22 protein-coding genes are annotated in these 21,842 nt (G+C 37.4%); 17 read left to right on the top strand and 5 right to left on the bottom strand.

Annotated features, from left to right (window positions below):
* Nucleotides 1-194 precede the first annotated feature (194 nt).
* Both fdhF and ACIQAA_RS29105 read left to right on the top strand, forming a co-directional pair.
* Complete coding sequence (fdhF, locus tag ACIQAA_RS29110) at nucleotides 195-2,276, top strand: formate dehydrogenase subunit alpha (RefSeq protein ID WP_402626589.1); 2,082 nt, start codon at nucleotides 195-197, stop codon at nucleotides 2,274-2,276.
* A gap of 193 nt (nucleotides 2,277-2,469) precedes the next feature.
* A complete protein-coding gene (locus ACIQAA_RS29105; protein ID WP_402626587.1) occupies nucleotides 2,470-3,255 on the top strand; it encodes a 3D domain-containing protein in 786 nt (261 codons plus the stop codon).
* Nucleotides 3,256-3,304: 49 nt separating this feature from the next.
* On the opposite strand, the gene ACIQAA_RS29100 is transcribed toward ACIQAA_RS29105, so the two are convergent.
* Nucleotides 3,305-4,606, bottom strand: a complete 1,302-nt coding sequence (locus tag ACIQAA_RS29100) for an MFS transporter (RefSeq protein WP_402626585.1) — start codon at nucleotides 4,604-4,606, stop codon at nucleotides 3,305-3,307.
* A 208-nt stretch (nucleotides 4,607-4,814) separates the two neighbouring features.
* The gene (locus ACIQAA_RS29095) at nucleotides 4,815-6,314 is read right to left on the bottom strand and encodes a nitrate/nitrite transporter (protein ID WP_402626583.1); all 1,500 of its coding nucleotides are present in this window, start codon (nucleotides 6,312-6,314) and stop codon (nucleotides 4,815-4,817) included.
* A gap of 273 nt (nucleotides 6,315-6,587) precedes the next feature.
* On the opposite strand from ACIQAA_RS29095, the gene ACIQAA_RS29090 reads away from it, so the two are divergent.
* Together ACIQAA_RS29090 and ACIQAA_RS29085 are read left to right on the top strand one after the other, a co-directional pair.
* Nucleotides 6,588-7,748, top strand: a complete 1,161-nt coding sequence (locus tag ACIQAA_RS29090; protein WP_402626581.1) for an acyl-CoA dehydrogenase family protein — start codon at nucleotides 6,588-6,590, stop codon at nucleotides 7,746-7,748.
* A 57-nt stretch (nucleotides 7,749-7,805) separates the two neighbouring features.
* Nucleotides 7,806-7,958 carry a hypothetical protein gene (locus ACIQAA_RS29085; RefSeq protein ID WP_402626580.1) on the top strand — a complete coding sequence of 51 codons (153 nt, stop codon included), beginning with the start codon at nucleotides 7,806-7,808 and terminating at the stop codon, nucleotides 7,956-7,958.
* 58 nt (nucleotides 7,959-8,016) lie between these two features.
* Here ACIQAA_RS29085 and ACIQAA_RS29080 read toward each other — a convergent pair whose 3' ends face one another.
* Complete coding sequence (locus ACIQAA_RS29080; protein ID WP_402626578.1) at nucleotides 8,017-8,196, bottom strand: small, acid-soluble spore protein, H family; 180 nt, start codon at nucleotides 8,194-8,196, stop codon at nucleotides 8,017-8,019.
* Nucleotides 8,197-8,657: 461 nt separating this feature from the next.
* Here ACIQAA_RS29080 and ltaS point away from each other — a divergent pair, with 461 nt between their 5' ends.
* Both ltaS and ACIQAA_RS29070 read left to right on the top strand, forming a co-directional pair.
* Nucleotides 8,658-10,697, top strand: a complete 2,040-nt coding sequence (ltaS, locus tag ACIQAA_RS29075) for a lipoteichoic acid synthase (protein WP_402626577.1) — start codon at nucleotides 8,658-8,660, stop codon at nucleotides 10,695-10,697.
* 153 nt (nucleotides 10,698-10,850) lie between these two features.
* Nucleotides 10,851-11,381, top strand: coding sequence for an HD domain-containing protein (locus ACIQAA_RS29070; protein WP_402626575.1), 531 nt, complete (start codon nucleotides 10,851-10,853; stop codon nucleotides 11,379-11,381).
* Between the two features lie 45 nt (nucleotides 11,382-11,426).
* Here the strand turns inward: ACIQAA_RS29070 and ACIQAA_RS29065 are convergent, their stop codons facing one another.
* Together ACIQAA_RS29065 and ACIQAA_RS29060 are read right to left on the bottom strand one after the other, a co-directional pair.
* The gene (locus ACIQAA_RS29065; RefSeq protein ID WP_402626574.1) at nucleotides 11,427-11,903 is read right to left on the bottom strand and encodes a hypothetical protein; all 477 of its coding nucleotides are present in this window, start codon (nucleotides 11,901-11,903) and stop codon (nucleotides 11,427-11,429) included.
* 124 nt (nucleotides 11,904-12,027) lie between these two features.
* Entirely contained in the window at nucleotides 12,028-12,129 is a 102-nt protein-coding gene (locus ACIQAA_RS29060) for a YjcZ family sporulation protein (protein WP_402626573.1), read from the bottom strand.
* A gap of 342 nt (nucleotides 12,130-12,471) precedes the next feature.
* Here ACIQAA_RS29060 and ACIQAA_RS29055 point away from each other — a divergent pair, with 342 nt between their 5' ends.
* The 11 genes from ACIQAA_RS29055 (at nucleotide 12,472) to ACIQAA_RS29005 (ending at nucleotide 21,760) form a co-directional block, all read left to right on the top strand.
* Nucleotides 12,472-14,877, top strand: a complete 2,406-nt coding sequence (locus ACIQAA_RS29055; RefSeq protein WP_402626571.1) for a Na+/H+ antiporter subunit A — start codon at nucleotides 12,472-12,474, stop codon at nucleotides 14,875-14,877.
* Nucleotides 14,874-15,299 carry a Na(+)/H(+) antiporter subunit B gene (locus ACIQAA_RS29050; protein ID WP_402626569.1) on the top strand — a complete coding sequence of 142 codons (426 nt, stop codon included), beginning with the start codon at nucleotides 14,874-14,876 and terminating at the stop codon, nucleotides 15,297-15,299. The genes ACIQAA_RS29055 and ACIQAA_RS29050 overlap by 4 nt, the downstream gene beginning before the upstream one ends.
* Nucleotides 15,299-15,640: a Na(+)/H(+) antiporter subunit C gene (locus ACIQAA_RS29045; protein WP_179596048.1), complete on the top strand. Its 342-nt coding sequence runs from the start codon at nucleotides 15,299-15,301 to the stop codon at nucleotides 15,638-15,640. The genes ACIQAA_RS29050 and ACIQAA_RS29045 overlap by 1 nt, the downstream gene beginning before the upstream one ends.
* Nucleotides 15,633-17,120 carry a Na+/H+ antiporter subunit D gene (locus ACIQAA_RS29040; protein ID WP_402626567.1) on the top strand — a complete coding sequence of 496 codons (1,488 nt, stop codon included), beginning with the start codon at nucleotides 15,633-15,635 and terminating at the stop codon, nucleotides 17,118-17,120. Before ACIQAA_RS29045 ends, ACIQAA_RS29040 begins: the two co-directional genes overlap by 8 nt.
* A gap of 7 nt (nucleotides 17,121-17,127) precedes the next feature.
* On the top strand, nucleotides 17,128-17,604 hold the full coding sequence (locus ACIQAA_RS29035; protein WP_402626565.1) for a Na+/H+ antiporter subunit E: 477 nt from the start codon (nucleotides 17,128-17,130) through the stop codon (nucleotides 17,602-17,604).
* On the top strand, nucleotides 17,604-17,888 hold the full coding sequence (locus ACIQAA_RS29030; protein WP_402626564.1) for a Na(+)/H(+) antiporter subunit F1: 285 nt from the start codon (nucleotides 17,604-17,606) through the stop codon (nucleotides 17,886-17,888). Before ACIQAA_RS29035 ends, ACIQAA_RS29030 begins: the two co-directional genes overlap by 1 nt.
* Complete coding sequence (gene mnhG, locus ACIQAA_RS29025) at nucleotides 17,872-18,240, top strand: monovalent cation/H(+) antiporter subunit G (protein WP_402626562.1); 369 nt, start codon at nucleotides 17,872-17,874, stop codon at nucleotides 18,238-18,240. The genes ACIQAA_RS29030 and mnhG overlap by 17 nt, the downstream gene beginning before the upstream one ends.
* 264 nt (nucleotides 18,241-18,504) lie before the next feature.
* The gene (locus tag ACIQAA_RS29020) at nucleotides 18,505-18,639 is read left to right on the top strand and encodes a hypothetical protein (protein WP_402626560.1); all 135 of its coding nucleotides are present in this window, start codon (nucleotides 18,505-18,507) and stop codon (nucleotides 18,637-18,639) included.
* 218 nt (nucleotides 18,640-18,857) lie between these two features.
* Nucleotides 18,858-19,853, top strand: coding sequence for an ABC transporter substrate-binding protein (locus tag ACIQAA_RS29015; protein ID WP_402626558.1), 996 nt, complete (start codon nucleotides 18,858-18,860; stop codon nucleotides 19,851-19,853).
* A 106-nt stretch (nucleotides 19,854-19,959) separates the two neighbouring features.
* The gene (locus tag ACIQAA_RS29010) at nucleotides 19,960-20,991 is read left to right on the top strand and encodes an ABC transporter permease (protein ID WP_402626556.1); all 1,032 of its coding nucleotides are present in this window, start codon (nucleotides 19,960-19,962) and stop codon (nucleotides 20,989-20,991) included.
* The gene (locus ACIQAA_RS29005) at nucleotides 20,966-21,760 is read left to right on the top strand and encodes an ABC transporter ATP-binding protein (RefSeq protein ID WP_402626554.1); all 795 of its coding nucleotides are present in this window, start codon (nucleotides 20,966-20,968) and stop codon (nucleotides 21,758-21,760) included. The genes ACIQAA_RS29010 and ACIQAA_RS29005 overlap by 26 nt, the downstream gene beginning before the upstream one ends.
* Nucleotides 21,761-21,842: the final 82 nt, after the last annotated feature.

Here is a 21,842-nt window from a genome sequence, read left to right as displayed (position 1 = left end):
CAATGAACTACATCCCCAAAGGGGATAAAGTGGAGGAGCCGTATGCGATGACCCGCACGTACGGATCTGTGAGAGGCGCATGAAATATTTTCATGGCCTACTCTATTGCCATTTTTCAAAAAATAGACAATAATTTTTTGAAAAATTTAAGCTACTTTTAGGTTGAATAGATTAATATGTTTATATAAGTACTAATGTTTAATTTAGGAGGGGAAACTTTGGGAGAAGCTAATCTTGTCAAAACTATTTGCGGTTATTGCGGCACAGGCTGTGGTTTAGTGCTTGAAGTAAAAGATAACCGGATTATGAAAATTCGCGGTGACAAAGAGGCACCTGTAAACAAAGGGCAAACCTGTGTGAAGGGTGCATTTGCCTATGAATATGTACATTCGAACAATAGACTAATGAATCCGCTCATCCGAAAAGCCGGGCAATTAGTTGAAACAACATGGGATGAGGCGTACCAATTTATTGCAGACAAATTGTCTGGCATTAGAGATACGTGGGGATCAAATGCGATTTCGATGTTTGCTTGTGCGAGAACAACAAATGAGTCTAACTACATTACACAAAAGTTTATGAGAACAGTTATTGGCAGTAACAATATAGACGGATGTAACCGTACTTGACACGCTCCGAGTGTTGCCGGTCTGGCGACTGTATTTGGAAGCGGTTTCCCAACGAATACGTTAGAGGATTTTGATAGAGCAGAAGTATTGCTGCTAATGGGATCGAATACGACAGAGGCACATCCAATCATAGCAAACCGAATTAAAAAAGCTATAAAAAATGGTTTAAAGGTAATTGTTATTGATCCCAGAAAAATTGACATGGTTAAATTTGCTAATCGTCATTTGCAAATCAATGTCGGTACAGATATAGCACTGATTAATGCGTTCCTTCGAGTGATTATTAAAGAAAACTTATATAATGAAGAGTTTATTAAGCAATTTACAATTGATTTTGAGTCATTAAAAAAACATGTTGATCGGTACACACCTGAATATGCTGCTTCCATTACTGGCTTGAATGCAGAAGATATTGTAACGACAGCAAGGGAATATGCGACAGCAAATGGTTCGATGATCGCTTATACACTAGGAATTACAGAACATCATTGTGGTGTTAATAATGTCTTTGATATAGCGAATCTTGCACTATTGACAGGCAATATAGGTAAGCAGGGGACAGGTATTATGCCGTTACGCGGACAAAATAATGTACAAGGCGCAGGTGATATGGGATGTCTGCCAAACCAATTGGCAGGTGCGATGAGTTTAGTCAATGATGAGTTCCGTGAACGTTATGAGAAAGAATGGAATGTCACGCTAAATCCTAATGTAGGTGATACACAAACGAGAACCTTTGACAGACTCGAAAATGGTGAACTTAAGGCGCTTTATATCATAGGTGAAAATCCATTACTTGCGGATGTTCATATGAATCATACGAAGGAGTTAATGAAAAAGCTAGACTTGCTAATCGTTCAGGATATTTTCCTAACAGAAACTGCTAAAATGGCAGATGTTGTTCTTCCGGCTTGTTCATGGGGAGAGGTTGAAGGAACTTACACGAATACGGATAGGAGAATCCAAAGAGTCCGCAAAGCCGTTGAGCCTGGGCCAAATGTAAAAGAAGATTGGGTTATTTTATGTGAACTTTCAACGATTATGGGTTACCCAATGAACTATTCAAGCAGTGAAGAAATCTGGAATGAAGTGAGAAAACTTGCTTGGGAGATGTATGGCGGTATTTCTTATGAAAGACTTGAGAAAGAATACAGCATCCATTATCCATGTCCAACGGAGGACCATCCAGGGACATTTGTCATGCATGAGAGGTTTCACAATCAGGAGTCTAATGCTAAAAAATCACCATTTGTTCCAGTTGATTTCACACCGCCATTGGAGCTTCCGGATCAAGAGTATCCATTTACATTAACAACTGGAAGACGTTATGAGTCCTACAATACACATTCACAGACTCGCTATTATGCAGCAGGAGTTAAGGTGAAACAAACAGAAGAAACCGTTGATATTCATCCTGACGATGCACAGGCACTTGGGATCACTGACGGTGATGTGGTAGAAGTTCGATCAAGAAGAGGAGAGCTGAAGGTAAAGGCGAAAATTACGGATCAAGTCGTTCCAGGCCTTGTATTCATGAGCTTCCACTGGAGTGAAACACCTACGAATGTTCTAACATTAAATGAATATGACCCGATTTCAGGCACTGCTGAATATAAAGCATGTGCAGTAGCAATTTCAAGGGTCTAAGAAAGCACGGGATATTATGTCCTGTGCTTTTTGGTTGTGGGTTTCAGAATAGTAAATCAATTAGAAATACTATCGTAATATAATTCATAAAGGTGTAAACCAAATAACATATGCCTGTTCTTTGTTTTCGAAGTATCCATGATATGATGGACACAAGTTAGACTTCGGAGAAAAATCAGGAGGTACACACATAATGAATAAGTTTAGAACATTCATTGCAGTTGCTGCACTTTCTGTAACTGTAGGCGCTAATGTATTGGCAGCAGAAATTGTCGATGAAAAGAAGAATCCATCTAACATTTCTACTGAAAAAGAGAAAGTTATAAAACCTTTAGATATAACCATGGAGCAACCTACTGTTGAACAGGTTGTCCCAAAAGAAGAAAACTACACTGTAAAACCAAATGATACATTATCGGATATCGCTGCGACTAATCGAGTATCAATTGAAGATATAAAAGAGTGGAACGACTTGAACACGGATATCATTCATCCAGGTAAAGAGTTAATAATCGCAAACGGTAGTGATCGTAATGCAGTTGAGACTGAAATACTTGCTGATAATGAAATGATCTTAGCTGAAAAATCGGAAGCATCTAATGAGGGACAAGCTGTTGAAACCGCTGATCCGGTTATTCAAGAAGAACCTGTATCGCAAGAACCTGTTCCAGTTGACAGTCCAGAAGAAACAAAGGAAATTACCGTTACGGCTACTGCTTACACGGCTTCTTGTGAAGGATGTTCAGGGATAACTGCAACAGGAGTTAATATAAAAGATAACCCAGAAAAAAAGGTCATTTCGGTTGATCCATCTGTCATTCCGTTAGGAACAGAGGTATATGTCGAAGGTTATGGCTACGCAGTTGCTGCAGATACAGGCGGTGCGATTAAAGGAAATAAAATTGATGTATTTATCCCAGATAAACAAGACGCAATCAACTGGGGAAAACAACAAGTAGAAGTAAAAATATTAAACTAACCTGCCTTTACAAAGGCAGGTTTTCTTTTTTAATAAAACAAGCCGGGGATTAACCGGCATGTTTAACCAATTGCTTAACTTCTGTTGTTTTTCTTTGGTAGTAGAAATAGTTTAGTGCAAACGCAATGACATAGAATCCAATGAAGAAATAGAATGCTGTTACGTATGAACCTGTTGTATTAATACTCCATCCAAAAAGCTTAGGAATTAAGAAAGAACCATAAGCTGCAAATGCTGCAGAGAAACCAATAACAGGTGCTGCTTCTTTAGGTATGAAAATGGTTGGAATCATTTGGAACGTTGATCCAGAACCAATACCTGAAGCAAGGAATAAAACAAGGAATGAACCTAAGAAACCAGCAAACTCATTAAGGTTTAAGAAGTAAATAACTCCTGATGCACCAATGGCCATAACCACAAATACATAAGCTGTTACTCTAGCTCCGCCGAACTTATCAGCCAGCCAGCCGCCCACTGGTCTTGCTGCAGCTGCAACTAAAGCACCAAGGAAGGCAAGTGAAATATATTCAGGGAACTGTGATTTTAGCAGCAGCGGGAATGCCGCTGAATATCCAATAAAAGAACCAAATGTAGCGATATAAAGAACCGTCATAATCCATGTGTGTTTACGTTTAACGATAACAAACTGATCTGCAACGGATTGTTTCGCACCTGGTACGTTATCCATTTTAAAGTAAGCAAGTAATGTCATGATGACAATCGGTATTACCCAGATAAACGCTGCATTTTGTAACCATATTTGTTGACCATTTGCCAATACTTGACCTTTACCGGCAAATGCGAAAGCACCAGTTGTAACGATTAATGGTGTAACAAATTGTACAACTGAAACACCCATGTTTCCTAAACCGCCGTTAATTCCTAGAGCAGTACCTTTTTCTTTTTTCGGGAAGAAAAAGCTAATATTTGCTGAAGAAGAAGAGAAGTTACCTCCACCAAGACCACATAGTGCTGCTAACAATAACATAATTGAAAATGGAGTATCAGGGTTTTGAACGGCAAAGCCAATACCAATAGCTGGAATAGCTAATACGGCTGTAGAAATGACCGTCCAATTTTTCCCGCCTATTGAACCGACTGCAAAGGTATAAACAAATCGAAGGGTTGCTCCGACAAGTCCTGGGATTGCTGCTAACGTGAATAATTGTTCATCTGTAAAAGCGAAGCCAATATCATTTAATCTTATTGCAACTACGGACCAAATCTGCCAAACAATAAACGCAAGCATTAAAGAAGGAACGGAAATCCATAGATTACGCTTAGCGTGTTTTTTTCCTTCTGCATTCCAAAACTTTTCATCCTCAGGATTCCAATAATTAATTCGTGCCATTTTTAATCTCTCCCCTAAATTCACATTTGTTTTTAAAGTGGATGTTCTTTATGTTTTTACTATAAAACAGATGGTAACATCATTTTTGTGACGTACGTCACAAAAATAGTGAAGGAACTGTGAACTTGGGGTGAAAGTCAAAAAGTTGTAATAATTTACGGTTGGAATCAGCACTTTTTGAAAAAAAATAGACCCTCCGAAGAAGGTCTTATTTCTTTTGATCATCAACTTCATGAAACATAGCTACATAATTCTTTGTTTCACCGCTGTCATCTTTAATGGCAGTAATGGTTAACCATTCTTGATAGATTTCTTGATTTTTTCGTTTGTTCCAGATGAATCCTTCCCAGTAACCAGCATTGATCAAACTGTCCCACATCTTTTTATAAAAAGCATTATCATGTTCCCCTGATTGAAGTACACTAGGTGTTTTACCAACCACCTCAGCCATTGTGTATCCTGTGATTTTGGTAAAAGCCGGATTCACACTTTGGATAATTCCATTTTTATCTGTAACCGTTATACCATCGGTAGCATGATTGACAATTTTCGCAGAAATTTCCTGTTTTTCTCGATAGTAAAGCCAGACAACTAATATTGAACTTGCTAATGAAAATTCCGATAGCGACATGAAGCCAATTGCGTAGTGTCCAGTCCAATTAAAGAGAATGGTCAAAATGATTGGCGGAAAAAAGCCTCCAAGTCCGCCCATCGCTGAGACAATACCATTTACTATTCCTGCCTGTTTCGAAAAATACAGAGGGACTAATTTAAATATGGTACCATTTCCGAGTCCCGCACAAATAGCCACGAATAAACAGCCAAATGAATAAATTGGAAGAGATGGAGTAAAGGCCAATAGAAAACCAGCGAAAGTAAGTCCTGTAAAAACACCCATTAAAATAAAAAATGGATTTAATTTATCTCCAAGCCACCCGCCAATTGGCCTAAAAGCTGTGGCTAAGGCAATAAATCCTGCTGTCCGTAAACCAGCATCCACTTTCTCTAAATCAAAATGATTGACTAAGAAAGAAGGCAAATAGATCGTGAAGGCCACAAAGGACCCAAACGTTATGAAATAGAATAAACTTAAAAACCAAAGCTTTTCATTTTTATAAACTTCTTTAATTTGTTCTGTTAATGAGTTGTTTACCTTTCTCTCATTCTTATCACCAAAAAGAAAATTCAAGATAGCAAAGACCAAAACAACAATAAGGAATATTTGTATCGTCGTTCTCCATCCAAATGCATTTGCCAGGACGGGTGAAGCGAACGATGTAAGTGCCGTTCCAATATTCCCCGCACCATAAATTCCATTTATAAAGCCATGTTTTTCTTTTGGATAATATTTAGGCAGGGATGTTACTCCGATAGAAAATACTGCTCCGCCAATACCGAGCATTAATCCACCTAAAATCAACATGAATAGTGAGTTAGCAATGCTAAGAATCCCGATAGGCAGTAATAATATAATAAAGCTAATCGTAAAAATTGTTCTAGCACCAAACCGATTTGTCCAATATCCAATTGGAATTCTAAGTAAAGACCCAAGGATTACAGGTACTGCAGTGGCCATGGATATTTGCGTTGATGATAGCTTAATATCTGCTTGAATATATGGCATAAGCGATGAAATAAGCACCCAGACCATAAAACCAGCAACAAGGCTTGTGGTTTGAAGATATAATTGTTTTGCACCTTGAGACATTCGGAATCCCCCTTCATTTCCAATATGTGTAGTAGTTCCACAACAGTGGTATACAACGGAAGTTTTTCATACAAATAAGCTAATTTTGGTGAATTTTTCTTAGTGTATTATAGAACGATTTTGGATATTTAACTGTGAGTTATGACACTAAACTAATAATCTTGTATAAAATTGTTTTAAAAATGGAAAATAACTCCTCATTCGTGTAATATCATACTAAAATGACAAAACAAAGGGATGGTTTATAACATCAATAGGATAGGAGGGGAGTTTATGAAATTTCAAGAAAAAAAAACATTTGATGATCAGTTAGAGCTAATGAACAATCTATCAAAACGATTTTTCTCAAGAGCTCATCAGGTTGATATTGATGGAAGTTTTCCATTTGAAAATATTCAAGATTTAAAAGATACAGGGTATACCTCGTTAACCGTTCCTAAGAAGTATGGCGGGAAAGAAATTTCTCTATATGACATGCTGCGTTTTCAAGAAAAAATTGCTGAGGGGGATGGAGCGACGGCGCTATCCATTGGCTGGCATATGGGGATTATCAAAAACCTCTCAGAAAAAAATTCTTGGAAAGAAGATATTTTTAAAAAAATCTGTGAAGACGTTTTAAATGGTTCTTTGATCAATAGTGCAGCAACAGAGCCCAAAACAGGAAGTCCAACCCGTGGCGGCAGACCGGAAACTACTGCTCATAAAGAAGGAAATCAGTGGATTATAAATGGCAGGAAAACTTTTACCACGATGGCACCTGTTTTAGATTATTTCATTGTTAGTGCCACTTTAAAAGATACAAATCAGGCAGGAAACTTCCTTGTCCCCAGATCTACAAAGGGGATTGTAATTGAAGAAACGTGGGATAGTATTGCCTTAAGAGGGACAGGGAGTCATGATTTAATCTTGAAAAATGTATCCGTACCTGAAGAATATTATGTGGAACAGATTGGGATTGAAGGAAAGAAAGCAAGCGGATGGCTCCTGCATATTCCAGCTTGTTATCTTGGAATTGCAAAAGCAGCAAAAAAATATGCGATAGAATTTGCGTTAGACTATTCTCCTAATAGTATCGAGGGTTCAATCATTGAATTACCGAACGTTCGACAAAAGATAGGGGAGATGGAATTGAAATTGATGGAATCAGAGTATTTCCTGCATTCTGTTGCGAAGCAATGGGATGAATCTGAAGAGCAGGGCAGAGCGATGATGGGTCCCATCCTAGGAGCAGCAAAATTAACAGTTACAAATAACGCTATCACAGTAGTGGATTTGGCAATGAGATTAGTTGGGGCGAGAAGTTTATCATTGAAAAATCCTCTGCAGCGGTACTATCGTGATGTGAGAGCAGGACTTCACAACCCGCCGATGGATGACATGACCATCCAACTCTTAGCAAACAACGCCATCAACGCCATACGTAAATCCAAGTAATATTTTTTGATTAAATTGACCTCACCTTGAACATTTTAACTATAAGGGGTGAAGACAATGCCAAGAGGTAAGGAATTAAGTCAGCTTCCTAAGTCTAATACCAAAATAGACGTAGGCACAAATACGAGAGAGGTCCTTAGTAAAGGTTTTGACCAGCAAATTAAACCTCAGCCAAAAGACGTAGATAAGGAAAACGAAGACATGATATAGGCAGAATAGGACCTGCATAAAAAAATACCCCGCCTTTAGAGAAAAGGCGGGGTATTTTTTATTCTTCGATAAGTTCTCCAATTTCAACGACGGTTCGTTCTTCAAGCGGTCCTCTTAAGTGAACTGTTGCAGTTCTTCCATCCTCATTTAACTGGTCAATCCAAACAGAAGCTCCATTATATTTCACTTCAATATCTGCAGAAGACGATAGAATTTGCTTTACACGATTTACATTCATTTCTTTCACTCCTCTTTTCAATGTCATTTTATTTTTACCTTTTTGTGGGATTTAATGCGTTTAAATTGTAATCGCTATCTTCTATTATAAATAGTTCTAAAAGGATAACTTGTATTATATTCTGTAAAAGATAAGACTAAAATCATATTGCATGCTCGAAATTAACGGTTTATGATTACTTAGAAAAAGAATCCCTCAAAAAAATGAAACTTAATGAGCTTCTCACCGTCTTATATAAAAGAAGTTCAAATCATTCTGATGCTGAATGAAATAAATTTTAAGCTTTCAGATGAAATTGACCAAGCTTCCATAATATTAATTTCCTAGCTAACTATAGTGAAAATTGACGAAAAAAATTGGTTATTAATGGTAAGGGTTTTGTTTTTATTTTTATAGAAATGTGATATAGTTATTGAGGTTCGTTTACCGAAGGTTATTGGTAAGTGAGAGGAGAAATAGAAATGAAAAAGATTAGACTGCCAAATATAAAAAATAATGGATCAATTGCTTTCTTTGCAATTGCTGTTGTTTTATTCTGGCTAAAAACATATGCCGCTTATCAAATTGAATTTACACTTGGAATTGATAATAACTTACAAAAGTTTCTTTTATTCATTAACCCATTAAGTTCGGCACTGTTCTTTTTTGGTTTAGCATTACTATTCAAAAAGCGTATGAAATTAGTAATAATTATAACAAACTTTATTTTGTCGTTTTTATTGTACGCGAATATCGCTTATTACAGATTCTTTAGCGATTTTATTACGGTTCCAGTATTGATGTCGACGAAAACAAATGCAGGACAGCTGGGAGATAGTGCCCTTTCATTAATGTCTCCATTTGATTTCCTATACTTCTTAGATTTCTTTATTTTAATTGTTCTTGCTGCTACCGTTTTTAAGAAGGCAGCGGTAGAACATAAAAAGTCATTTAAAGTGGTCCTATTGTTTGCAGTAACTGTATTCTTATTTAATCTTGGTTTGGCTGAAAAGGATCGTCCACAGCTATTGAGCCGTTCTTTTGATCGAAATTACTTAGTAAAATATTTAGGTGCCTATAACTTTACCATCTACGATGTTATTCAAAACATTAAATCTTCAGGTCAGCGTGCACTCGCAGACAGCAGTGATATTACGGATGTTGAGAATTACCGGAAAGCTAATTTCGCAGCACCTAATCCTGAATATTTTGGTAAGGCCAAGGGAATGAATGTACTCTATATTGCAATGGAATCACTTCAGAGCTTTGCAATCGATTATAAAATGCCAGATGGTCAGGAAGTAACACCATTCTTAAATTCCTTAGTACATGGGAATGAGGCTTTTTACTTTGAAAACTTCTTCCATCAAACCGGTCAAGGGAAGACATCGGATGCAGAGTTCTTGATGGAAAATGGATTATATCCAATGGCTCAAGGTGCTGTATTTGTTAACAAAGCACAAAATACCTACCAGGCTATGCCGGCGATTTTAAAAGGCAATGGTTACTATTCTGCTTCGTTCCATGGAAATTATAAAACGTTCTGGAACCGAAACGTCATGTACAAGGCATTAGGATACGATCAATTTTTTGATGCGGAATATTATAATATGACTGAGGAAAATACAAAGAATTACGGTTTAAAGGATAAGCCATTTTTTACAGAATCAATGCCATTACTTAAGAGCTTACCGCAGCCGTTCTATACAAAGTTTTTAACCCTTTCAAACCACTTTCCATTTGAAATGGATCCAGAGGATACTGATTTTCCTGCTGGGGATACAGGCGATAAAGTGGTTGACCAGTATTTCCAAGCAGCGCACTATATGGATGAAGCGATTGAACAGTTCTTTAATGACCTAAAAGCCTCAGGTTTATACGATAATACAGTTATTGTTATGTACGGTGACCATTACGGTATTTCGGAAAATCACAACGAGGCAATGGCAAAAGTACTTGGTGTTGAGGAAATTACCCCAACGTTAAATGTGGGCTTACAGCGTGTTCCTTTATTTATACATGTTCCTGGAGTAAAAGGCGGCGTTCAGCAGCAATATGGAGGTCAGGCAGACGTTCGTTCAACCATCCTTCATTTATTAGGAATTGATACTAAGGACTATATGGAACTTGGCTCTGATTTATTATCTCCGGACCACAGGAACTGGGCATTATTTAGAAATGGTGATTTTGTTTCACCTGAGATTGTTCAAGTAAAAGGGAAATGCTACAGTAACGTTACAGGAGAATTACTCGAAGGTACTGATGCATGTAAGGAAATAGCGGATAAAGCTGCAGCAGAGCTCCAAATATCGGATGAGATTGTTTATAAAGACCTTTTACGCTTCTACCAGCCGGAGGGATATACTCCTATAAATCCAAACGACTTTGAATATTTAGCTCCAAAGGCTAAAAAAGAGGGTAAGGACACCGAAGGTACGACTGATACTGACAGTACAGAAGGTACTAGTGGAACAGAGACTGAAACAGAAGGTATAAAAACAAGCGAAACTGCAAATGAATAATAAATGAATATAAAAATAAAGAGGGGCTTTCATTGCTGATGAAAGCTTCTTTTTTTTATAAATTTGGTTGAATAAATATGTATCTTAAAGATTATGTTTATAATATAATGAATAGTAAAAAATTGCATGCTGCATGGAGTGGAGGAGATTGATATGAGGGATGTAAGGTTAATTAACATATTTGAACATCATATAGCACAAAAATACTTGAATCGATCTGGAATTGCCCATGCAATTGCTGTTGCCTATCATGCCTTTCATTTAGCGAAAGAACATCAGCTGGATATCGATACAGCGGCAAAAGCGGGGCTTCTGCATGATATGGGGCATTACACGTGGTATAAGAATGGAAAATGGGATTATGATTTATATAAACAAAATGACATACACCCGATAAAAGGGGCAGAGAGAGCACACAAATTATTAATCCGTCTCGGTGAAAATCCAGTAAAGGCAAAGAGTATTGCTCTAGCGATACTGTTTCATACCGATTCATTTTTACCATCAAACGATATTGTACGTACACCACTGCAGCAAATTGTAAAATGGGCTGATGAGAAAGACGAAGAAGAGGGTGGAATGCACCATTATCGAAGCATAGATTATGATCGTGCAAAACAAAGTATTATCCGTTTAGATGACTGGATTGATACTGAACAAGAAAATATGGCTGAACTTGATTGAATCAAACAAGCTGTGCTTCTGCACAGCTTGAAATTAGATATGTATTTATACTCGACGGAATCCTTCCTCTTGTAGAAACTCTTCTGCTTCACCGTAGGTATCAAAGCTTTCTTCAAGGTTAAGTCCAAAGTAAATATTCCAAGTATCGTTTTCATTGATTAAGATAAGATGATTTTTTTCCTCGTCTATCCAGCGTTCTTCAACCTGATTACCAATAATCGCTTCTTCTGCAGTTGACCTTTCTACAGGTAATAGGGATTCAATCGACTCCTTAATCAATTCCTTTAGTTCATCTGCAGAAAAGTCACGGATATTCACCATTCCTTTGTCATCTGTTTGATAAGAATCTAGGTTTCCTGCATAAACAAATCCGTTTCCATTTGGATGAAGATGATAGACGACATTTTTTTTGTCAGATGCGCTGTTTGGCAGCTGGAAATTAACACGTTTAAGTGAGACGTCTTTTCGTTCTAGTTCAGGAAATGTTCCAATTATCGCTAATTTTTCGTTAAAAGTAAGCATAGGTGCCTCCAATATTTTTCGTAATGTTACTATCATACAGATAGTTTAACTGAAGATACAACAAATTATTTAAAAAATGCTTCAGCGTATAGGCGCTGAAGCATTTTTAATTGAAGATAATTATTTAATTACCGCCACCAATGTAAGCTGATCCGACAATTATTAAAAGAATAAACAAAACAACAATTAAGACAAATGTGCTGTTGTTACCGCCACGTTGACCCATTCCTTCTCCACCTCCACCCTATACTACTTCAATTTATGAAAGAGCACGTTTGAAAGCTTGGACGAAGTTCATGGTTGTATTATTTTTTAATAAAAAAACATTGAACAGAAACTAAAGTCATGTTACCATTATGTAAATAAATAAAAACGATTTTTGGAGGAGCCTGTCACCAAGGGATAACTATGTCCCTAAGTGACAGGCTCTTTTTGTATTTTCAAAAATTGAAATGGAAAACAAATGAAAAAATCGAGAGGTGGAATGATAATGAAGAGCTGCACTTGAAAAACTAAAAGTTAATTGACAACCGAAGGGTTGGTATCTCAGAAATAAGGAGGTTTTGGTATGTCTTCTCTGCACTTAGCGATTGTAGCACCATTGATCCTTTCTATTTTTATTCCGCTATTTTACAGAATATTTCGTCATCTTCATACAGGATGGTTTGTGCTGCCGTTACCTATTATATTGTTCGTCTATTTCCTCACTTTCCTGCCAGAAACGATGAGGGGAAGATCATTAATTGAGATTATTAACTGGATCCCGACTTTAGGGATTAATTTTACAGCAAAAATCGATGGACTTGGGCTTTTATTTGCCCTGTTAATCACTGGTATTGGAGCCTTGGTTGTGCTTTATTCCATCTATTATTTAGCAAAGAATAAAGAAAAGCTCAACCACTTTTATGTATATTTACTGCTCTTCATGGGTGCCATGCTAGGAGTTGTCTTATCGGATAACTTAATTGTAATGTATGGATTTTGGGAGCTGACAAGCTTTTCATCTTTTCTATTAATCGGTTACTGGTACGAACGAGATAAATCCCGCTACGGTGCACAAAAATCGATGCTTATAACGGTATTTGGCGGGCTCGCGATGTTAGGAGGAATCATCCTTCTGTACATTATGACAGGAACCTTTAGTGTTACAGAATTGATATCTCAGACTAATGCTATTTATAACCACCCATTATTTGTACCTGCACTAGTTTGTATTTTACTTGGTGCTTTTACAAAATCTGCCCAATTCCCATTCTATATTTGGCTTCCGGATGCCATGGAAGCTCCTACACCCGTGAGTGCTTACTTACACTCTGCAACGATGGTCAAGGCAGGAATTTATTTAGCAGCACGATTTACTCCGGTGTTTGGAGAACATTTTCTTTGGTTCTGGCTAGTAACTGGTGTCGGAATACTTACCTTGATATGGGGTTCCGTATTTGCGGTAAAACAGACAGATTTAAAGGCGATTTTAGCCTTCTCCACCGTCAGCCAATTAGGTCTTATCATGTCATTGCTCGGTGCTGGAGCAGCAGCTCTTCATTATGAATTTTTGGATGAAAACATCTATACGGTTGCTGTAACGGCAGCTATTTTCCACTTAATCAACCATGCAACCTTTAAAGGAAGCCTGTTCATGGCAGCTGGAATCATCGACCATGAAACAGGGACAAGGGATATTCGTAAATTAGGCGGGTTAATGCATTTTATGCCGATTACGTTTACGATTTCTATTATTGGTGCATTCTCAATGGCAGGACTTCCGCCATTTAATGGGTTCTTAAGTAAAGAGATGTTTTTTACAGCGATGGTACATGTGACGGAGATGGATCTATTTAATCTTGAAACATGGGGGATATTATTCCCGGTGCTTGCTTGGATTGCCAGCATCTTTACTTTTGTTTATAGCATGATTCTTGTTTTCAAAACTTTTACTGGTAAGTATCAGCCGGACAAACTTGATAAAAAACCACATGAAGCTCCAATAGGATTACTGATTTCACCGGTTATATTAGTTTCACTAGTGATTATTTTCGGTCTTTTCCCCAACCTTTTATCTGATAGTCTCATCTCCCCAGCTATGGCTTCAATTCTACCAAGTCTACTAGGGGCGGGGGAAGAATATATGGTTCACATTTCATTCTGGCATGGACCTAACATTGAACTGTTTATGACACTTGGGGTAATTATTTTAGGAAGCGTCCTTTATAAAACGCAATCTAGATGGAAAAAAATCTATAAAGCGATTCCAGAGAGGCTCGCTCTTAATCGATTTTATGACTACTTAATAGAAGGGATACAATCAGCCTCCTATAAGTTAACAAAAACCTATATGAATGGATCGATCAGGTCATATCTCGTATATATCTTTGCATTCTTTATTGTTATTCTTGCAGCTGCGCTTATTGGAAAGAATGCCTTCTTGTTAGATACAAGCAATGTCTCCTCGATAGGAGTATACGAAGTCGCCCTAGCAATTCTTGTCGTGTTGGGATCGATTTGCATTCTTTTTGCTAAATCAAGAATGACTTCTATCATCCTGCTAGGTGCTGTTGGTTATACGGTTTCTTTATTCTATGTTCTCTTTAGAGCACCGGATTTAGCCTTAACTCAGCTTGTTATCGAAACGATTTCGGTCGCGTTATTCTTGGTGTGCTTCTATCATTTACCTAAATTGAGAAGGTTTGAGACAAGAATGAGATTTAGATTTACGAATGCGCTTATCTCTGTTGGGGTAGGTGCAGTGGTAATCTTAATCGCACTTTCAGCTCATAGTAATAAATTATTTGACTCAATATCACAGTACTATGTGGAGAATACGTATACAGAGGCTGCGGGTAAGAATATGGTAAACGTTATTTTAGTAGATTTCCGAGGCTTTGATACGCTCTTTGAAATTACGGTATTGGCCATTGCTTCTTTAGGAATCTTTGGCATGATCAAATTAAGATTGAACAGGAGGAAAGAAGAATGAGAAAAACAAACAATATCATACTTGAAACAGCCATAAAAGTTCTTCTTTTCTTTATTTTCCTGTACTCAGTCTACATTTTTACAGCTGGTCATTATTATCCCGGCGGCGGGTTTATAGGAGGGCTAATGACGGCCGGGGCGATTGTACTCTTATTAATTACGTATGATATCAAAACAGTGGAGGAATTATTGCCAGTAAACTACCGGATTCTCACGGCGATTGGGCTGCTATTTGCCATTGGAACAAGTGCGGGATCTCTCATTTTTGATGTTCCGTTTTTAACGCATGCATTTGGTGATGTTCATTTACCGCTTCTTGGTGAATTATCTCTTCATACAGCAACGCTTTTTGATTTAGGGGTGTACTTTGTTGTTGTCGGAGTGACAATGACCATTATTCAAACGATAGGGGAGGATGAATAATGGAAATCTTAATGGCATTTGTAATTGGAATTCTATTTATGACCGCCACCTATCTAATGCTTTCAAAAAGTCTATTACGTATTATCGTCGGTACTGGACTATTAAGTCATGGTGCTCATCTTCTTATTCTAACGATGGGTGGTTTGAAACGAGGAGCTGCTCCTATTTTAGGGGGAAATGCGGAGAACTATACAGATCCACTGCCTCAGGCCTTAATATTGACAGCGATTGTAATCAGCTTTGGTGTAACAGCGTTTTTCTTAGTATTGGCTTATCGAACCTATCAAGAGCTGGGGACTGATAATGTAGAAGAGATGAGGGGAACCGAGAAAGATGACTAACTTAATCATTTTACCTATATTAATCCCCTTATTTACTGGGGTAATATTAATTTTTCTGAATAAAAGAATTACAGCTCAGCGAGTTGTTTCAGCGATCTCTTCCATAAGTACAATGATTGCTGCTGGATTTATTGTACAAAAGGTACGCACTGATGGGATTCAATCGCTTAATGTGAGCAGCTGGGACGCTCCGTTTGGGATTACATTAGTATCTGACATGTTTTCAGCACTTTTAGTACTTACAACAAGCCTTATTTCGTTTGTTTGTTTACTTTACTCCTTTAAGTCGATAGGGGAAGAACGTGAAAAATATTACTACTATGCTGTGTTTAACTTTTTATTAGTAGGAGTGAACGGGGCTTTTACAACTGGAGATATCTTTAACCTTTTTGTATTTTTTGAGGTTATGCTTATGTCTTCCTATGTTTTGTTAGTACTGGGAGGAACTAAGTTACAACTAAGAGAATCCATTAAATATTTACTTGTCAATGTCATATCATCGGCATTATTTGTTATTGCGGTTGCCTATTTATATTCCGTAGTCGGCACGTTAAATATGGCTCATATTTCTAGTCGAATCAATGAAATTAGTGTAAATGGGATGCCAGGGATATTAACAGTTATTGCTGTCTTATTTTTAATTGTTTTTGGTTTAAAAGGAGCCATTTTTCCACTCTTCTTTTGGATGCCGGGATCCTATTACGCACCGCCTTCCCCTGTATTAGCACTTTTCGGTGCTTTATTGACAAAAGTAGGAGTTTATTCGATTACAAGAACATACACGCTATTCTTTTATCATGATATGGATACCTTTGGAATACTTTCCATTTTAGCGATTCTTTCCATTGTTTTCGGTGTTATTGGTGCAATTGCTTACTGGGATATCAAGAACATTATTATTTATAATATCATCATCGCTGTAGGTGTGATTCTTTTTGGGGTTTCTGTCTTGAATACAGCTTCTATAACAGGTGCTGTTTACTATTTGATTCACGATATGATTATTAAAGCAGCATTATTTCTGCTAATAGGGATTGTCATTTCGATTACGGGAACTAGTAATTTAAGAAATATCAGCGGGCTAAATACCCGTTATCCAGGTCTTGGCTGGACTTTCTTTATTGCTGCTTTAGCTCTAGCAGGAATTCCGCCATTGAGTGGTTTTGTTGGAAAGCTGCTTATTGTGCAAGGAGGATTTGAGGGAGAGAGCTTTATTGGCGGTTTCATTACATTGATGTCCAGTTTGCTCGTGCTTTTTTCGGTTATGAAAATCTTTATTAACGGTTTTTGGGGGAAGGACCGCACCTATCGTGGAGAGGAAAAAGCCCCTGTAAAACAACTGCTTATTGCTCCTGTCATTTTAATAGTAATTTCTGCTCTTTACGGAATTGGTACTGAATCCATATTGCCGTATATTTCTCAGGCAGCAGATACCTTATTAGATCCTAATTTATATATTGATGCTGTCTTAAAGGAGTGAATAAGTTTTGGCATTTCAAATTTTATTGAATGTGGTGTTAGCCTTTTTATGGATGTTTATAAAGGTTTCCTACGATCCCATTAGTTTTATAAAGGGCTATCTTTTTGGACTGCTTGTCATATTTGTGCTAAGACGTTACTTCCATAGCCGTTTTTATTTATTTCGATTATGGTCCTTTATAAAGCTGATTTTTATTTTTATAAAGGAACTAATTTTGTCCAATATAGCCATTGTGAAAATTGTATTAAAACCTAGATTAGATATGAGGCCAGCTATTTTTGCAATGGACACAGTTTTAACAAAGGATTGGCAAATCACTTTACTCTCAAGTTTAATAACATTAACGCCAGGTACATTAGTCATCGATGTTTCAGATGATAATAAAACTCTTTTCATTCATGCGATGAATATTGGGGAAGTAGAAGATGAAATTAACAGTATTAAAAAATCCTTTGAAAAGGCTATTTTGGAGGTGAGCAGGTAATGATTGAGGTTATTATTCGATTAGCTTTGTTATTCTGCTCCCTTTCGATGCTTGGATTAATTTATCGGGTTATAAAAGGTCCCAGTACAGCCGACCGAGTGATTGCATTAGATGCTATCGGTGTGAATCTTGTTGCCATTACAGCATTGATATCAATCGTTTTAAACTCTCATGCTTTTCTTGAAATCATCCTTTTAATTGGGATTCTTGCCTTTATCGGAACAGTGGCATTTGCTAAGTATTTGGAAAAGGGGGTTATTATCGAACGTGAGCGTAATCATTGATTTTTTCATTGGATTCTTTATCTTAATTGGATCTCTTTTTTGTCTCATTGCTACGATTGGAGTGATTAGACTTCCTGATGTTTATACGAGAAATCATGCTGCCTCAAAAGCTGCTACATTAGGGGTAATGTCTATTCTATTGGGAACATTTTTGTACTTTTATGCACTTGAAGGTCATTTTAATTCCAGGCTCCTCTTAGGTATTATCTTCCTTTTTATGACTTCTCCCGTTTCCGGCCATTTAATTAACAGAGCAGCCTATAATTCAGGAGTAAAACTTTGGGATAAAAGTGTAAGAGACGACTTGAAAGAATATAATAAAAAGGCAATGGAGAAATCATCTGTTGATTAATAACATTAAAAAAGTGTTCCGGATAATTGTTCGGAACACTTTTTTAATACCGATTTTCATTTTCATTTTGTACTTACACCAAACGATTCATTTCACATAACAATTAAACTATTAATAATGAATAAAAAATGAATTTAAGCATACCTATACTAACAACAACGATAGGGACTAGGTTTTTTGGGCTGTCTTTTCTTGTACCCCCACAAAATGTCCACTATGGTACGAATACTTTGGTAAATAAACCAAAACAATGGAGGTTAGATAATGACAACAACACTGATTGATATCGATAAGTTACTAGAATCTACAGAAAATCTAACATCTGAGAAAATCACAAAAAAATTAAAAAAAATAGAAATCGATAAATTATTAGCTCAAACAGAAGAATGGTCAAGATAAATAGCTAGGAAATAGAAAAAGCTCTCGGAAATTCGAGGGCTTTTTACTTTATTCTGATGAACCATTTTCATTTAAGTACCATTAAGAAATTTGTCGCTTTAAAGCGGAAAAATAATTTTATGTAATTCTATTGACTTTTAGTATGAAAAAATACTAGAATAACTTTTATAATATAATAAATTTTTAGAAAATTAAATGTAAAATTGGGGGATGTAATAATGAAAAAAGGTGCAAAAGTATTATCCTTTGCCTTAGCAGGGATGATGTTGCTTGCTGGGTGCGGCAGTAAAGAATCGGCGGGAGGAACGGAAAAAGAGGGGGAGAAGGTATTTAAAATTGGTATAAGCCAGTATGCAGCCCACCCTTCATTGGACGCAGCAACAGAAGGGTTTAAAAAGGCATTAGAAGAAAAAGGCCTTAAAGTGGAATTTGACGAACAAAATGCGCAAGGTGAAACCGCTAATGTTCAAACCATCTCTAATAATTTTGTTGGGGATAAAGTTGATCTTATTTTTGCAAATGCAACGCCAAGTGCCACTGGTGCTTTGAATGCAACAAAGGAAATTCCTATCATCTTTACTTCGGTAACTGACCCTGTGGGTGCGGGTTTAGTGAAGTCATTTGATCAGCCAGGTGAAAATATTACAGGTACAACGGATAATCATCCTGAAGGAACAGCAAAAACGATTAACTTCATTACAGAAGAAGTGAAAGCGAAAGAAATTGGTGTTATTTATAATTCTGGTGAACAAAACTCTGTTGTTCAAGTGGAAGAAGTGAAAAAGTTAGCAGAAGCAAAGGGCGCTAAGCTTGTGGAAGTTTCAGTCTCAACCTCTGCTGAAGTGAAACAAGCAGCTGAATCTTTAGTTGGACGTGTAGATGCTATCTATATTCCGACTGATAACACAGTTGTTTCTGCTCTTGAGTCAGTTATTTCGGTTGCAAACAGCAAGAAAATCCCTTTATTCGTTGGCGAGCTCGATTCAATGAAAAAAGGTGCAGTGGCAGCAAGTGGCTTTGATTATTTTGACCTAGGCTATCAATCAGGTTTAATGGCTGTTGAAATCCTAAGTGGAAATAAAAAGGCTTCTGAAATTCCAGTAGAATTGCCAAGCAGCTTAGCACTTATCATTAACAAGCAGGCTGCAGAAGCACAGGGACTTGAAGTAAAAGAAGAATGGAAAGAGCTTGGTGAGTTTTACGAAGGCGAATAATAAACATTAGTTATGCTAGGAGTCAACCCCCCAAATGGTTGACTCCTTCATAACTGTATAGGATTCAATTATTTTAGAACAAAGACTTAAAGAAAGGATGATCTCAATGTTTACAGCCATATTTGGATCATTTGAAGCAGGTATCATCTACGCGATTATGGCACTGGGCGTCTATCTTTCCTTTCGTATTCTGGATTTTCCGGATCTAACGGTAGATGGGAGTTTTGTTACAGGTGCAGCACTATCAGCAGTGTTAATTGCTGGTGGGGTTAACCCGTTTTTAGCCACCATACTGGCATTATTTGCAGGCTTTGCAGCAGGGTGTATGACGGGACTGCTGCACACCTTTGGAAAGATTAATAATTTACTATCAGGTATTTTAATGATGATTGCCCTTTATTCTATTAATCTTAGAATCATGGGTAGATCCAATATTCCTCTTTTGAATACAGAAACGTCTTTTACAAAAATTGGAGAATTTTTCGATAGTCTCGGTATTGATTCCTTTTTTAACAGCCTTTTAACAATGGTTGGTCTAGGAGACAGCCTTCCGGGCACATGGGGAATATTAATTTTTATGATTATCGTTACCTTTGTAATCAAAGGGCTTACGGATTTATTTTTACAAACGGAAATTGGTCTTGCTTTAAGAGCAACTGGTAACAATAAACAGATGATTCGCAGTTTCTCTGCCAATACAAATCTTCTTACCATCCTAGGTCTTGGGTTATCCAATGCACTGGTTGCCTTTTCTGGTGCCTTAATCGCACAGCAAGGTGGTTTTGCGGATGTGGGCATGGGAATAGGGATGATCGTCATTGGTCTAGCCTCTGTGATTATCGGTGAAGCCTTGTTTGGTACTAAGTCAATTGCAAGGGCTACTCTTGCGGTTATCGGAGGAGCCATCATCTACCGTATTGTTGTTACACTTGCATTAAGGGTGGAATTCCTTGACCCGGGTGATATGAAGGTAATTACAGCATTAATTGTTATTATTGCTTTAACTGCACCAAAATTAATTGAACACTCTAAAGAGAAAAAGCGTAAAGCCAAGAGAAGACAAGAAAAGATGAATATGTTACAGGCATCGGCTGAGCGAAAGGGTGAGAATCATGCTGCACTTAAATCAGATTCATAAGATTTTTAATGAAGGAACTCCTGATGAAAAAATTGCGATTGACCATATTAATCTAACATTAAAACCAGGTGATTTTGTAACCGTTATTGGCAGTAATGGTGCGGGAAAATCAACCTTAATGAATATCATTTCAGGTGTTTTAGTACCGGATGTGGGTGAAATCCACATTGACGGCAAAAACGTAACCGCGATGTCAGAATTCAAGCGTTCGAAAATGATAGGGCGTGTTTTTCAAGACCCAATGGCGGGAACGGCTCCTAGTATGACGATTGAAGAAAATTTGGCGATGGCATACTCACGTAATAAAACGAGGACCTTCAGAAGGGGAGTCACGAAAAAAAGGCGAGATTACTTTCGGGAGGTGCTTGAATCGTTGCACCTTGGTTTAGAAAACCGGTTAAGTGCAAAGGTAGGGCTGTTATCTGGAGGAGAACGGCAGGCATTATCTCTATTAATGGCGACATTCACAGAACCTGCCATACTATTGCTTGATGAACATACAGCGGCGCTGGATCCTTCTAGAGCGGAATTAATCACCAATCTAACACGTGAAATTGTTGCGAAATACCAACTGACGACCTTGATGGTCACTCATAATATGCAGCAAGCTATTGACCTTGGAAATCGCTTAATCATGATGGATAAAGGTCAAATCATATTAGAAGTAGATGCGGAAAACAAGAAAGATCTAACCATAGAAGGATTATTAGAGGAATTTAAACGAATTCGCGGAGTACAAATGGCCAGCGACCGTGCAGTTTTATCCTAAATATGAGTAAAAAACAGAAACAGTCATCAATGGCTGTTTTTTTCTTTATCAGCTAAAAGCGGTATTGCTTTAACGCCTGCTC

Source organism: Neobacillus sp. NPDC093182 (assembly GCF_044754045.1).
Note: the sequence above shows the minus strand (reverse complement) of the source record. Positions and strands in the feature narration are given on the sequence as shown.

Excerpts from the sequence above, each read along its gene's own strand:
- ACIQAA_RS29105 (WP_402626587.1), top strand. The coding sequence starts at position 2,470 with ATGAATAAGTTTAGAACATTCATTGCAGTTGCTGCACTTTCTGTAACT.
- ACIQAA_RS29100 (WP_402626585.1), bottom strand. The coding sequence starts at position 4,606 with ATGGCACGAATTAATTATTGGAATCCTGAGGATGAAAAGTTTTGGAAT.
- ACIQAA_RS29095 (WP_402626583.1), bottom strand. The coding sequence starts at position 6,314 with ATGTCTCAAGGTGCAAAACAATTATATCTTCAAACCACAAGCCTTGTT.
- ACIQAA_RS29090 (WP_402626581.1), top strand. The coding sequence starts at position 6,588 with ATGAAATTTCAAGAAAAAAAAACATTTGATGATCAGTTAGAGCTAATG.
- ACIQAA_RS29085 (WP_402626580.1), top strand. The coding sequence starts at position 7,806 with ATGCCAAGAGGTAAGGAATTAAGTCAGCTTCCTAAGTCTAATACCAAA.
- ACIQAA_RS29080 (WP_402626578.1), bottom strand. The coding sequence starts at position 8,196 with ATGAATGTAAATCGTGTAAAGCAAATTCTATCGTCTTCTGCAGATATT.
- ltaS (WP_402626577.1), top strand. The coding sequence starts at position 8,658 with ATGAAAAAGATTAGACTGCCAAATATAAAAAATAATGGATCAATTGCT.
- ACIQAA_RS29070 (WP_402626575.1), top strand. The coding sequence starts at position 10,851 with ATGAGGGATGTAAGGTTAATTAACATATTTGAACATCATATAGCACAA.
- ACIQAA_RS29065 (WP_402626574.1), bottom strand. The coding sequence starts at position 11,903 with ATGCTTACTTTTAACGAAAAATTAGCGATAATTGGAACATTTCCTGAA.
- ACIQAA_RS29060 (WP_402626573.1), bottom strand. The coding sequence starts at position 12,129 with ATGGGTCAACGTGGCGGTAACAACAGCACATTTGTCTTAATTGTTGTT.
- ACIQAA_RS29055 (WP_402626571.1), top strand. The coding sequence starts at position 12,472 with ATGTCTTCTCTGCACTTAGCGATTGTAGCACCATTGATCCTTTCTATT.
- ACIQAA_RS29050 (WP_402626569.1), top strand. The coding sequence starts at position 14,874 with ATGAGAAAAACAAACAATATCATACTTGAAACAGCCATAAAAGTTCTT.
- ACIQAA_RS29045 (WP_179596048.1), top strand. The coding sequence starts at position 15,299 with ATGGAAATCTTAATGGCATTTGTAATTGGAATTCTATTTATGACCGCC.
- ACIQAA_RS29040 (WP_402626567.1), top strand. The coding sequence starts at position 15,633 with ATGACTAACTTAATCATTTTACCTATATTAATCCCCTTATTTACTGGG.
- ACIQAA_RS29030 (WP_402626564.1), top strand. The coding sequence starts at position 17,604 with ATGATTGAGGTTATTATTCGATTAGCTTTGTTATTCTGCTCCCTTTCG.
- ACIQAA_RS29020 (WP_402626560.1), top strand. The coding sequence starts at position 18,505 with ATGACAACAACACTGATTGATATCGATAAGTTACTAGAATCTACAGAA.
- ACIQAA_RS29015 (WP_402626558.1), top strand. The coding sequence starts at position 18,858 with ATGAAAAAAGGTGCAAAAGTATTATCCTTTGCCTTAGCAGGGATGATG.
- ACIQAA_RS29010 (WP_402626556.1), top strand. The coding sequence starts at position 19,960 with ATGTTTACAGCCATATTTGGATCATTTGAAGCAGGTATCATCTACGCG.
- ACIQAA_RS29005 (WP_402626554.1), top strand. The coding sequence starts at position 20,966 with ATGCTGCACTTAAATCAGATTCATAAGATTTTTAATGAAGGAACTCCT.